Source organism: Alicyclobacillus acidocaldarius subsp. acidocaldarius Tc-4-1 (assembly GCF_000219875.1).
GTDB classification, from domain to species: domain Bacteria; phylum Bacillota; class Bacilli; order Alicyclobacillales; family Alicyclobacillaceae; genus Alicyclobacillus; species Alicyclobacillus acidocaldarius_A.
Window position 1 is genome coordinate 2110888 of sequence record NC_017167.1, and the last position, 13458, is coordinate 2124345.

Sequence of the window (13458 nt, forward strand, 5' to 3'; positions counted from 1 at the left end):
ACCTGCCATGCCACCTGTCAGAACTGCCGCTTGCTGTCAAGCAGGATGGTAACCGGGCCGTCATTGACGAGCTCCACCTGCATCATCGCGCGAAATCGCCCTGTCTCGACCCGAAGCCCTTGAGCGCGCAAAGCCTCGTTGAACGCCTCATAGAGCCGCTCCGCCACGTCAGGCGGCGCCGCATCCGCGTAGCTCGGCCGCCGCCCTTTTCGGGCGTCGCCGTACAACGTAAACTGGCTCACGGACAAAACCGCGCCGCCCATCTCGCGCACGTCTCGGTTCAACTTGCCTTCCTCGTCCGGAAAAATTCGCAGACCCGCGATCTTCTCGGCCAGGTACTGCGCGTCCTCAGGACCGTCGTCCTTGCCCACGCCGACGAGCAACACGAGGCCGAAGTCGATCTCGCCCACAATCTCCCCATCGACCCTGACCCGCGCCGGGCCCGATCGCTGCACCACCACCCGCATAGGCCATCTCCCTTCTCATTGAATCATGCGCCGCACGCTGTAGATATCCTTGATCCGTTTCAAGCGCTCGACCACCGTTCTCAGGTGATCCAGGTTGCGAATGCGGATGCTCATGTGGATGTGCGCAATCTTCTTGGCGTCGGCCCTCGCGCTCACCGCGGTGATGTCGGTTTTGGTCTCCGCCACCGCATTCAGCACTTCGTTCACGAGGCCATGTCGATCCATCGCCGTGACCTCAATCTCCGCGTTGTACGACCAATCCTTATCCGTCGCCCACTCCACTTCGAGCGTGCGTGCTCCACTTTCCACCATCGCCGCCACGTTCGGGCAGTCCCGCCGATGGACCGATACGCCTCGCCCGCGCGTCACAAACCCGACGATCTCGTCGCCCGGCACGGGATGGCAGCAGCGGGCAAACCGGATCAAGATGTTGTCGACGCCTCGCACGCGGACGCCCATCTCCGCCGGCTTCGCCGTGCCCTTTTGGATGGTCACCGTCTCCGGTGGCTTTTCTCCCTGGTTGCGCCTGAAGATCTCGATGAGCCTCGTCACGACCTGCGACGGGCCCAATCCCCCGTACCCAACGGCGGCGAACAGATCTTCCTCCCGCCCAAAATTGAACTTCTGGAGCACCTCGGTCATCGCCTGTGGCGTCATGAGCTGCTTCGGTTCAAACTTCTGCCGCGCGATCTCGCGCTCGATGAGCTCCTTGCCCCGCGCGACGTTTTCCTCTCGCTTTTCCCGCTTGAACCATTGGCGGATCTTGCTCTTCGCTTGAGACGTCTGGACAATTTTCAACCAGTCCCAGCTCGGGCCGTACGAATGCTTGCTCGTGATGATCTCCACGATGTCCCCGGTGCGCAGCCGGTAATCGAGCGGGACCATCTTGCCGTTCACCTTGGCCCCGATGCAGTGGTTGCCGATGTCCGTGTGAATCCTGTATGCGAAGTCAATGGGGACCGAGCCGGCCGGGAGCTCAATGACGTCGCCCTTCGGCGTAAACACAAACACCTGATCCGAAAACAGATCGATCTTCAGCGTCTCCATGAACTCCTGTGCATCTCGGAAGTCCTGCTGCCACTCCAGAACCTCCCGGAACCAGGCGAGCTTCTTCGCGAAATCGTCCTCGACCCGCTTGGAACCGGACTCCTTGTACACCCAGTGCGCCGCGATGCCGTATTCCGCCGTCTGATGCATCTCCCACGTCCGGATCTGAATCTCGAGAGGTTCGCCGTTCGGCCCAATCACCGTGGTGTGCAGGCTTTGATACATGTTCGCCTTCGGCATCGCGATGTAGTCCTTGAACCGGCCGGGCATCGGCTTCCACATCGTGTGAACGACGCCGAGCGCGCCGTAACAGTCTTTGATGCTCTCCACGATAATGCGGATAGCGAAGAGGTCATAAATTTCGTTAAACTCCTTGTGCTGAGTAACCATCTTGCGATAGATGCTGTAGATGTGCTTCGCGCGGCCACTCACGTCGGCCTTCAGATTCAGCTCGGCAAGCTTCTCACGCAGGACCGCAATCACGCCTTCGATATACTGCTCCCTCTCCTGCCGCTTGCGAGCCATCAGATTGACAATCCGATAGTATTGCTGGGGATTCAGGTAACGAAGCGAGAGGTCTTCAAGTTCCCATTTGATGGTATTAATCCCGAGTCGATGCGCGAGAGGCGCAAAAATCTCCAGCGTCTCACGGGCCTTGCGCACCTGAGTCTCGGGACTCTGGTACTTCAGCGTCCGCATGTTATGCAGCCGATCCGCCAATTTGATAATCAGCACCCGAATATCCCGCGCCATCGCCATGAACATCTTGCGGAGATTCTCCGCCTGCTGTTCCTCGCGCGAATCGAACTTAATTCGCTTCAGCTTCGTGACCCCGTCCACCAACGTCGCCACTTCCGCGCCGAACGTCTGCACGATTGTGGAGTCACTCACCGACGTGTCCTCCACCACGTCGTGCAGGAGCCCGGCCATAATCGCGGCAGCGTCAAGCCGAAGATCAGCGAGAATGTAGGCGACGGCGAGCGGATGGCTGATGTACGGCTCCCCCGAAAGCCGCGTCTGGCCCTGGTGGGCTTTGGCGGCGAACTCGTATGCGCGCCGCACTGCGGCAATCTCCTCTGGGCTCATATAGGACTGAAGTTTCTGGCACAGACCATCGATGGTCTTTTCCTCCGTCTCCACAGCCACGGCCGCTCACCTCCTCAGACCTCCGTCAGTCGTCAAACTGGACAAGCGTGTATACGGGTATATCGCCAAGCCTATCACGGCCGCCCAACTGTTTCAATTCGATAAGAAACGCTGCGCCGACAACCACGCCTCCGAGTTTCTCCACCAGGTCCATCGTCGCGCGCATCGTGCCGCCGGTCGCCAGGAGGTCATCCGCCACCACGACGCGCTGTCCCGGCTGAATCGCGTCCTCATGAATTTCCAAGCGATCCGTCCCGTATTCGAGCGCATACTCCACACTCACGGTCTTATACGGCAGTTTGCCCGGTTTTCGCACCGGCACAAACCCAAGGCCCAGCGTCACAGCAAGCGGAGCCCCCACCACATACCCGCGGGCCTCCGGCCCGACCACCAGCTCGGGCTTCCACTCCTCCGCTTTGGCTGCGAGTGCCTGAATGGCCTTCCGATACGCAGCGCCGTTTCCCAGAAGCGGCGTGATATCGCGAAACAGAATACCCTGCTTGGGGAAATCGGGGATGTCGCGAATCCAAGTCCGATAATGATCGCTCAACTTGTTCTCTCCTCTTCCGTTCGTTCACCCGGCCCACCGCCGACCGGCTGCAGATGTCTGCGCACAAATGCCTGGTACGCCAGGGAATCGCGCAGATCTCGTTTTTCGCTCGCAATCACATGATACAAGCCGCCCTCCTGTGCAGCAAATCCGAGTTCGACAAAGGTCGCCACCACGGACTCGAGATCCCGGTCCAGATCGGCCGAGATGCCTCTCACGCGCTGCCGCAGCGTTTCGAGCGTGCAGGGGCCTCTCCTGAGCGCCCGGAACACAGCCGCAAACGCCTCTCTCGACACGGCGCGTGGCAAGCGGTAGCCCCGTTCGATGCGAAGCTGAGGGCGGACGGTTCCTCTCCACGCATTGGCAACCAGCTCGACGATGAACGCCCAAAGCCCGGAGGTATCCCTGGCAATCCCGTCGGGCGCGCGAAACCACACCGCTTCTTGGTGCGCATCGCCCTCCGCCAACGTGAGCCTCAGATGTTCTCCACTTCCCATCCGCGCGCACCTCACGATCTCGACGGGACCCACGAAGAATCGAAACGGCTCGTGCTCGGGACCAAATGGAGCAAGCCGTTCCAACCAAAGCAAGATCTCATCCGCTGGCTCCGACAACCCCAAATAATCGTCCGCAATGACCGCAGGCGGATCGACCGTTTTGCCCATAGCCCGCGCGGCGACCGCGGCTTCCATCAGCGCCGCGCGAAGCGCAGGCAATTGAGAAGCGTCGAGCTCACACCCCACCGCAGCGTCGTGCCCACCATAGCGATGGAGGAACTCGGCACACCGATGAAGAAGCTCGAGCATCGAGGCGTCTTCAGGAGCCCGCCCGGAGCCTCTCAGCGTCCCATCCCCCATCCGTGCCAGGGCGATGGCCGGACACGCGTACGTCTGCGCGAGGCGGCCAGCGACAAGCCCCACCACGCCGAGAGGCCAATCCCCCGCCACGACGATGGCTGCAGGATTCGGTCCGTGATCCCGCTCCACGGCTTCGACCGCCTCGGCGAACGCTGCCTCCACGGCCTCCTGCCGCTTGGCATTGAGCACCTCCATCTCGTCGACGAGGCGCTTGGCCTCCTCGTCGTCCTCCGCCATCAACAGCCGATAGGCGAGATCGGCATGCGCCATGCGGCCTGCGGCGTTGAGCCTCGGAACCAAGCGCCAAGACACGTCGGACGCACGGAGTGCATCTCCACGCACGCGGGCGGAATCGCAAAGCACCCGCCAGCCTGTGCTCCCCTCTGTGGCTAACACCCGTATGCCCTCGCGCACCAGCCGGCGATTTTCTCCCACGAGCGGCATCATGTCGGCCAAGGTGCCGAGCGCCGCAAGACCCATGAGCCATCTCCGCAACGCGTCCATCTTCCCCAGCCCGGCCGCGTCAAGCAGCTGGACAGCGAGCTTCCAGGCCACAAATGCGCCACAACCTCGCTTTGCCGATCCCGGATCTCGGTGGCGCGTGAAGTGAAGCACCGGCACGCCGTCGGGGAGCGTCTCATCTCCGGGCTCATGGTGATCGGTGACCACGACACGCAGGCCGTCGGCAACTGCCGCCGAGATCGCCTCCACGGCACGAATTCCGTTGTCGACCGTGAGGATCAGGGACGCGCCTTCGCTCTTGGCAGCCTCTAGCAGACGGAGTGAGAACCCATAGCCGTCCGACACGCGGTCGGGAATGTGGCACGTCACCCGCCCGCCCAAAGCCTGAATGGCGCTAGTCGCAATCACGGCGGCACTCACGCCGTCCACATCGTAGTCCCCTATCACAGCGATGATCTCACGCTTTCTAACGGCCTGCAGGATTTGCTCACACGCCGCACGCATGTCCGTAAAGTCCAGGGGATGGCTCCACGGCACGTCGGCCGCGAGCAGGCGCCGCACTTCGTCAGGGTCCTCATAGCCGCGAGCTGCAAGCAGGCGTGCCACGCGCATCGGCATCTGGAACGCGGAGGCCAGCCGGCGGGCGACATTGCCAACGCCTGCGGCTCGCCAAAGCGGAATGCTCATTCCGGGCGCCCCCTCTCGCGCCCGCGATGTTCCTCACTTGGATCGTAAGGATTCACGTGAACGAACACGTCCTGGACGCGGTCGAATTTCTCACGAAGCCGGTCTCGCACGGCCGCCGCGATGTCGTGGCCGGCGAGAACCGTGATGTCCGCGTCGACGGCAATCTCGATGTCCACAATCACATATTGGCCGTGATCGCGCACTCGGATCTCGTCGATGGCGCGAACTCCGGGAACCCGAAGCACCTCACACCGATACGGCTGCAGCGCTTCTTCGGCAAGCACGACGCGGTCCATCAAGATCTCTAACGCGTCCTTCGCGATCTCGACGGCCATTTTGAGGACCAGCGCGGCGACCAAGATGCCCGCAGCGGCATCTGTGTACATCAGCCACTTGACGCCGACGCGCTCGCCCACGACAGCCATCACGATACCGATGAGTGCGGCGAGGGAGGAATATACGTCGGCCCGGTGATCGGAGGCTTGTGCCAAGAGGCTCTTCGACTGCAGGCGTTTGCCGAGCCTCACGTTGTAACGGTAAAGTGCCTCCTTGACGACGACGGCCGCGGCGGCCACTAGCGCCGCCGTCCATTCCGGGGCCCGGGGACTGTGGAAGAACGAAGCCGCGGACGAATAAAACACTTCGATGGACGCGGCGATGAGCAGCACACTGACGCAGATGGAAGCGATGAGCTCCGCCTTCCCATGCCCGTATGGATGGTCTTCGTCCGGCGGCTTTCGGGCGATGCGGAGGCCGACAATGACCGCCACGGAGCCCACCAGGTCAGACGCGGAGTGCACGGCGTCCGCAATCAGGGCCTCGCTGTGCGCCAGAATGCCAATGATGCCTTTGGCAAGTGCGAGGAGAACGTTCAGGACGGCATTCACGTAACTGAGCATGGAGCCGCGGCGCTCAAGTTGATTCGTCACTGGAAATCACCGTCGAATCCTTTCATCAAGCGCTGGACGAAGGAGGGGAGCGCCACTCGGATGCGCTCCCCCTGCCATCATTCCGGAATCGGTGCGGCTTTGTCGCCGCGACTGGCCTTCTTCATGGAGCGAGATCGCCACGCGACCCATATGGGGCTCGCGATAAAAATGGACGAATACGCCCCGCTCACGAGGCCGATGATGAGCGCGAACGTGAAATTGCGAATGGAGATACCGCCAAAGAAATAGAGGATGACGGCTGCGATAAGCACTGTGAGAACCGTTCGTATGGATCGGTTCATCACCTGCCAGAGGCTCTTGTTGACGACCGCCCGCAGGTCGTCCACCGTTTCCGGTTTGTCGATCTTCAGATTCTCGCGGATGCGGTCGAAAATGACGATGGTATCATTGATGGAATAGCCCACAATGGTCAGAAGCGCAGCCACAAAGGTTAAATCCACCTCGCGCCTCAGCAGCGCAAACGCCGCAAGGACAATGAACGCATCGTGAAGAAGCGCAATGATCCCCGAGATGGCAAAGCGGAACTCAAACCGAATGGCGATGTACACGACGATGCACGCAGCCGCGGCAAGCACGGCGTACACCGCTTTGCGAGCTGTCTGTTCCGCGACAAACGGATCCACCGAGTTCACCTGAATATCCTGTTTCGCGTCCGGGAAAAACCGGTGTTCCGCTGCTTGAATCTCGCTGATCTGCTTCGCCGTGAGCTGCTCGGGCAGCGTGACCATCACGACATTCTGCTGAATGCCGCCCACCGTCAGGCTGGTGTCGCCAAGCGGCAGCCCAATGGACGCAAACATCTCGCGCACTCGAGCCTCGGGCACCCGCTGATTGAGTTCAAACTGCACCTCGGAACCCGATTTGAAATCCGTGCTCAGGTTGAACCCGAAGAGGGCGAAGACAATCACGCCCGCCACAGTGATGGCTCCCGACAGCAACAGGCACCACCGACTCACCCGGAGGATGTCAAACCTTGGCTTCACGGCTCTTCACCACCCCTCTCGGCGCGCCGTACCACCAAGGATTCTTGACCGCCTGCGCTGCCGTGAACGTCATCAACATTGCCCGGGCAAACAACACGGCGGTCAAGAGGCTCACGATAATGCCCACCATCAGGGCTACCGCGAAGCCGCGGACGTCGCCTTCGCCGCCGAAGATGTACATGATGAGACCTGCGATGAACGTGGTCGCGTTCGAATCCACGATGGTGCGAAACGCATTCCTATTGCCGACGCGCACGGCGGACCGCAGGCTGCGCCCGTTTCGCACCTCGTCTTTGATTCGCTCATACGTAATGATATTCGCATCGACCGCGATGCCGACGCCAAGGATCAGGGCAGCGAGCCCCGACAGCGTCAACACGACGTGCAGGCCGGCGAACGTCAGGAGTGTGAGGTACCCGTACGCCACCAGCGCGATATCGGCAATCAGCCCCGCCATGCGATACGCGGCGATCATGAACGCGAAGATAAGCACCACGGCGATCACGCCCGCGATGAGCGTCCGGTGCAGGCTGGTGGCGCCTAGCGTCGGCCCGACGCTCGTCTCGCTTTCGAGGGTCAGCGGATAAGGCAAAGCGCCGGCATTGAGTTCATTGGCGAGATCGATGCACGCCTGTGGCGTCGTGAGATTTCCACCAGAGATCTCGCTCTGCCCCGTGTACATGACCTGTTCGACGACCGGGTTGGTCAGCAACTGGCCGTTCAGAAAGACGTAGATAGGTTTCTGCAAGTACCGCTTGGTGATGCTTGTCCACAGGCTCGCGTTTTTGAACTCGATGGCAACGGCGTTCTGCCCTGTCTGCTGATCCACCACCCAGTGGGCATTCGACTTGAGATCCGCTCCCGTCGCGAGCGGTGGCCCAACCGGGACAACCTTTCCCGTCTTAGGGTCGATCTTGGCGCTCCCGTAGATGGCGAGCTGCGCCGTGGCCCCAATGACGTTGACGGCCTCCTGCTGATTTTTCACACCCGCGACTTCCACACGAATCTGATCCTGGCCCAGTTGATTGTGGCCCTCGAGTTGAATAATGGGCGACGACACGCCGAGCGAATTCACGCGCATCTCTATCGCGCGAACGAGCGCCGCTTTACCCGTGCTGTCAAGCGGATGACCTTTCGGCGTATCGACGGCGTACAGCAAGTCCACGCCGCCTTTCAGATCGAGGCCAAGAGGTATTGACTTCCATATTTTTGGACCCGTGCTGATGGTGAGGCCGAGCACGACAACCACCATCGCGAGAAACGCCAAGAGGCGCCCCCATTTCATGATAAGTCCTCCTTGTCCGCCACTTCCACGCGCATAACATGAACCAGTATACCGATGGACGTTTTTCGAGGTCAAACGTCATCCGGCATACCGAGGTCCCCACGAAAGGCGCCGAGTGTCACATAGGTCATATAATCGTTAGGTTTGGCTGACAAAATCACGTCCACCAGGCGATGCAGCGACAGTGGCCTGGGCAGTCTTGTGCAGACGTAGGCCCAAAAAGAGTCGACGTCAATTGAATCGTAGCCCATCAAGCGGAACTCTTCGACCTTCGCCTCGCAAAGCCATCTCACCTGATCCGCGTAGGGCTGAAGCTCAGGGTGCATCAATGGATCGTCCACCGCCATCCCTCCGATGCGTGCGGAATAACAATTCCATCTCGCGCGTGAAAAATCCTGTCGGACCGCAAAAGTGGACTACCGTCATGCCTCTCGGCATAGGCAATAGCGTAGGCCACTTGCGGGCCATGGACGGGAGGGAAGGTCGCTTGAGCCGCCAAACGTTCCTGCAAGGCGCGCTGGTGCTCATGATAGCCGGCATCGTGACGCGCATCATGGGATTTCTATATCGAATCGTGTTGACGCGTCTCATCGGCGCGGAGGCGATGGGCCTATTTCAAATCGTGTTTCCCATTTTGGGACTTGCGCTCACCTTGGTCACGATGGGGTTTCCGCTCGCCATCGCGAAATTGGTGGCGGAGGCGGTGGCCAAGCGGGACGTCGACCGCGTTCGCCGCGTCATGCGCATCTCCGCCGCATGTGTCCTGACGTCCGCCGTCCTCTGCATGAGCCTCATGTACGCGTTCCGCGACGTCGTTGCGCAATACTGGCTCACGGATCCTAGAGCGTATCCGACCTATCTCGCCATGATACCCGTCGTAGGCGTGATCGCCGTGGCCAGCCTCTATCGCGGCTACTTTCAAGGCATTCAAGACATGACCCCGACCGCCTGGGCGTCCATTCTGGAGCAATCCGTGCGCATCCTCAGCATCTGGGCCTTGGCTGCGTACTTCGTGCGGTTCTCGTTAGGGTATGCCGCGATGGCGGCGATGGTCGGAATGGTGCTAGGGGAGTTGTCTGGCCTCTTGTTTCTGATTTGGCAACAGCGGAGGCGCGCGCGGATGGATCAGATTGTGCCGGAGCCTGCGCCCACGCGCACATCGGAGCCGATGCGAGCGACGCTACGGGCCATCACCCAGCTGTCGCTGCCGGTCACCGCGAGCCGTCTCATCTGGTCGCTCTTGTCTGCAGCCGAGCCCATCCTTGTCCTTCGCGCGCTGGAAATGGCCGGTGTGCCACTCAAGCAGGCCACGGCGCTGTACGGCGCATATTCGGGCATGGCCATTCCCCTGCTCGTGTTTCCGACCGTGGTGACGTCATCGCTCGCAACGAACCTGGTCCCGGCCGTGGCGGAGGCTCAAGCATCGGGGAACGTGGAACGGATTCGACATCGACTGTCGCAGAGCATCACCGTGACGACTATGGTCTCGTTTCCGGCCTCCATCGTGTTTACCTTTTTGCCGCGCCGCTCACCAGGGCCATCTATGGAGACGCGCACGTCGGCCCGATGCTAGCCATCATGGCACCTTTCGTGTTCATGCTTTGCCTTCAGGCGCCTTTGACAGGGATTTTACAAGGACTCAACCGCGCGGGAACAGCCATGATCAATTCCATCGTGGGCGGTGTGGCGCGTCTGGCCGTCATCCTAGTGCTCGCCACGCGTCCGTCACTCGGCATTCTCGGTGTGAGCATCGCTACCGCGTTTTCGTTTACCCTCACCACCGCGCTGCATCTCACCGCCGTCGTGCGGGAAATCGGGTTTCAAATGCGGACCTCTTCCGTCGTACGCATTGGCGTGGCGTCCGCCGCAATGCTCGCCTACATGCTCCTCATCACGTTCCGGGCAAGATCGTCCCTGTCTGGATCGGCGCTATTGCTGGCGGTCGTGGGCGGACTGATGCTTTACTTCGCGCTGCTGTGCTCGCTCCGCGTCCTCACCTCGCATGCCGTCCAGCGCGTGCCCAAGGTGGGGCCCTGGCTCGCCGCTGTCGTCCGGCATCTCCCTTTTGCCATCTAACCGCGCGGAGGCGTCCATGTCATCGATCCACCACTCTCCGCGCCCGTTGACGCGCGCGTAAAACACGCGCTCCAATTCACGCCCGCGAAGCCGAAGCTGTTCGCGCAGCCACGCTTCGTCTTGCCCCAATTGTTCGAGCGCACTCTGAACCGGTTTGCCGTCTACCACCACCGTGAGCGAGGGCCCACCGTCTTCAGCTCGTATGCCGAGATCGCGCGGCGTCAGCGGACGCGCTTCTGGCTTGGGCACGACGCTCAATTGGCCGGACGTCTCTAGGATGGCGAACTCCACGTCCGCCACATCCGCGTAGCCTTGTTCGCGCAACTGGGTTAGAAGGTCGTGTACGGTGTACCGGATGCGGCGCATTTCTCGATCGCAAATACGGCCATGCGCAATGAGCACGGAAGGTTCTCCTTCAATCCAGTGGCGAAACCGGTGACTTTTCATTTGAAGAAGGGCGACCGCAAGCTGAAAGCACACGAGCGAGCCGATGGAAATCACCGCTTCCCAAATCGGAACCCGCCGATCCTCCATGGGCAAGGTGGACAGCTCCGCGATCATGATGGAAACGACGAGATCGAAGACGGACAACTGGCCAATCTCGCGCTTGCCCATGATGCGGAGGGCCACCATCACGATCAGATAAAGAACCAAGGCGCGCAACGGGAACTGCCACAAAGGAATGTGCGGCATGGAGAAAAGCCCCTCCTCACTTTGGCAGTATGCCCGGAGAAAAGGCTTTTCCATGCCGCCTAGATGGTATGCGAGGGAGATTCGGGTTCACTGACATGCAGCGGGGCGTGAAGACGCGCAAACAGTTCCTCAATCCGGTTGAACAGATCTGCGCCGTCCTGAACGACGTCGTACACCTCCATACCACAGGCCACGCGAACGGAGAGGGTGTTCTCGCCGACGTGAAAGGGGTGTTGCTCAATCACCTGCGTGACTCGGCGGCAGATCCCCGCGAGCTCCAATTCCGAGACATTCGGGATAATGATGAGCATCTCATCTCCGCCATAGCGACAAGCCAGCTCGGAGTGCCGCAGCACCTGGCGAATCACGACCCCGGCCTGGCGGAGCACCTCGTCTCCAGCTTCAAACCCGTACGCGGCGTTAATCTCGCTAAACCTGACGAGATCGAGACAAATCACCCCCCAACACGTCGTGCCATGCGCCATCTCGTCCCGCACGCGAATGTTCACGAAGTGATGGGTGTACAGGCTTGTCAGCGGATCCACGAACAGCTGCGTATCAAACTCAGGGGCGTACATCGCCGTTCGATTGCGTCCGCGCTGTTTAGCACCCCAATACATGGCGCTGTCCGCCTTCACGAGAAGATCGCGGTCCGACTCGCTGTGATCCGGGCACGTCGCCATGCCGATGCTGACCGTGATGCCTTGGAGATGATATCCTTCGAAGTCCACGGCGAGCTTCCACACATCCTGTCGGATGGCTTCCGCAATTTCGTAGGCCTCGTGCGCACTGGCCCACAGGAGCACGGCGAACTCCTCTCCGCCGTACCGCGCCGCCACGCCGTCTGGTGCAGCGTGACGCTCAAGGATACGGCCGACTTCGCGAAGCACCACGTCTCCCGCGAGGTGCCCGTAGGTGTCGTTGAATCGCTTGAAGAAGTCCACGTCCACAATCAGCACGGAAACCGGGCGGTTTTCCCGCAGGGACGCCTGGACACGCCGAGCGAGTTCTTCGTAGAAATACCGGTAGTTCAAAAGCCCTGTGGCTTCATCGCGGAACGAGCGATCTTGAAGCTCCTGGTACAGTTTGGCGTTCTCAAGCAGCACGGAGACCTGATTCGCCAAGGCGTCCATGTATTCGTGCATGTGATTGAATGCCTTGGGGCGCTTCGCGTAGCAGACGATGGCGCCGTGCGCCTTCTGATGGGCGTGCATCGGAAAGATGGCCATGCTCAAAAAGGTGGGCGTTTCACCAAGAAAGCGCACGCGGGCGTCTTTGCGGACGTCAGGCACAATGACGTGATCGCGCTGGTGGATGGTCTTCCAAATCACGCCGCCCTCCGACTCCGGCCAGCCTTCCATCGAGAACTCGGCCTCGTACGAACGCGGGTAAACGGCGGCAGGGGCGAGACACCCTCGGCCATCGATGACGAACACCGCGACGCAGTCGGCCAAGGTCATCCTCTTCGCGAGGTGCGCGGCTTCGAGGGCAATTTGCCGCATGTCAAATTCAGTCGCGAGGTTCGCGAGGCACTCGTGAATCTCCTGCAAGTCCATGGCTTGCCGATGGGAGCGGAGCATGTAGGCCAACATGAGCAGCGGCAGCACCATGATAGGCGCGAGCCACGCGCTCGTGGAATCGAGCATGACGACGAGCAACGCAAACGGGATGCAGAGCGCGAGGTTGATGAGATCCGTGACGAGCGCGGTCCAAACAGATGACCAGAACAGCGCTCCCCGGAGCCACTGAATGATTTGCACAAACGCGTGATTGACCACGAGAAACACCGCCGCGGACAAAACCAGCGCGCCCACGGCGAGCGCATCGATGCGGCTCAATGGCAGGGAAATGAGCTGATGTAGTACCCACCACATCGCGAGCGTCGAGAGCGCATATTGCCCGGCATTGAAAAATACCGTCTCGAAGTCCCAATGGCGCCTCATCGCAGGGACGAAAGCGGCTGCAATGGCGCACAACATCGCCTCTTCTCGCCCATTCAGGGTCACATAAGAAAACAGGACCGCTGGGGTCAGACTGGCGGATCCGAGCCGGAGAGGCACCGGCATCGCCTCAACGAGGCAGGCGAGCACCAGCATGGCGATGAAAAACCAGAGATTCGCATGTCGGAGTTCCGGGAGTTCCACGAGCGCCGTTCCACACCCGAAGATTCCGACGATCAGACTGTACACGGTTTGTCGCTTGAGCGGTATGCCTTCCGCCATACCGACACCCCACCCAACCCGCGCCCGTTCGAA

Annotated in this window: 11 protein-coding genes; 1 reads left to right on the forward strand and 10 read right to left on the reverse strand. The window is 60.8% G+C overall.

Annotated features, from left to right (window positions below):
* Nucleotides 1-17: 17 nt before the first annotated feature.
* The 8 genes from dtd to TC41_RS10205 all read right to left on the reverse strand — a co-directional run bounded on the left by dtd (nt 18) and on the right by TC41_RS10205 (nt 8781).
* Entirely contained in the window at nt 18-467 is a 450-nt protein-coding gene (dtd, locus tag TC41_RS10170; protein ID WP_014464963.1) for a D-aminoacyl-tRNA deacylase, read from the reverse strand.
* 15 nt (nt 468-482) lie between these two features.
* Nucleotides 483-2660 (reverse strand): RelA/SpoT family protein, encoded by a 2178-nt coding sequence (locus tag TC41_RS10175; protein ID WP_014464964.1) that lies wholly within the window; start codon nt 2658-2660, stop codon nt 483-485.
* Nucleotides 2661-2685: 25 nt separating this feature from the next.
* Nucleotides 2686-3210, reverse strand: coding sequence for an adenine phosphoribosyltransferase (locus TC41_RS10180; RefSeq protein WP_014464965.1), 525 nt, complete (start codon nt 3208-3210; stop codon nt 2686-2688).
* The gene (gene recJ, locus TC41_RS10185; protein WP_014464966.1) at nt 3207-5216 is read right to left on the reverse strand and encodes a single-stranded-DNA-specific exonuclease RecJ; all 2010 of its coding nucleotides are present in this window, start codon (nt 5214-5216) and stop codon (nt 3207-3209) included. The genes TC41_RS10180 and recJ overlap by 4 nt, the downstream gene beginning before the upstream one ends.
* Complete coding sequence (locus TC41_RS10190) at nt 5213-6145, reverse strand: cation diffusion facilitator family transporter (protein ID WP_014464967.1); 933 nt, start codon at nt 6143-6145, stop codon at nt 5213-5215. Before TC41_RS10190 ends, recJ begins: the two co-directional genes overlap by 4 nt.
* Nucleotides 6146-6222: 77 nt before the next feature.
* Nucleotides 6223-7149 (reverse strand): protein translocase subunit SecF, encoded by a 927-nt coding sequence (secF, locus tag TC41_RS10195; RefSeq protein WP_041695319.1) that lies wholly within the window; start codon nt 7147-7149, stop codon nt 6223-6225.
* A complete protein-coding gene (gene secD / locus TC41_RS10200) occupies nt 7133-8434 on the reverse strand; it encodes a protein translocase subunit SecD (protein ID WP_014464969.1) in 1302 nt (433 codons plus the stop codon). The genes secF and secD overlap by 17 nt, the downstream gene beginning before the upstream one ends.
* A gap of 71 nt (nt 8435-8505) precedes the next feature.
* Nucleotides 8506-8781 carry a post-transcriptional regulator gene (locus TC41_RS10205; RefSeq protein ID WP_014464970.1) on the reverse strand — a complete coding sequence of 92 codons (276 nt, stop codon included), beginning with the start codon at nt 8779-8781 and terminating at the stop codon, nt 8506-8508.
* Between the two features lie 140 nt (nt 8782-8921).
* Here TC41_RS10205 and TC41_RS10210 point away from each other — a divergent pair, with 140 nt between their 5' ends.
* Complete coding sequence (locus TC41_RS10210) at nt 8922-10007, forward strand: putative polysaccharide biosynthesis protein (RefSeq protein ID WP_041695320.1); 1086 nt, start codon at nt 8922-8924, stop codon at nt 10005-10007.
* A 356-nt stretch (nt 10008-10363) separates the two neighbouring features.
* Here the strand turns inward: TC41_RS10210 and TC41_RS10215 are convergent, their stop codons facing one another.
* Nucleotides 10364-11203 (reverse strand): DUF421 domain-containing protein, encoded by an 840-nt coding sequence (locus tag TC41_RS10215; protein WP_041695321.1) that lies wholly within the window; start codon nt 11201-11203, stop codon nt 10364-10366.
* Between the two features lie 59 nt (nt 11204-11262).
* Entirely contained in the window at nt 11263-13425 is a 2163-nt protein-coding gene (locus tag TC41_RS10220; RefSeq protein ID WP_041695322.1) for a diguanylate cyclase, read from the reverse strand.
* Nucleotides 13426-13458: the final 33 nt, after the last annotated feature.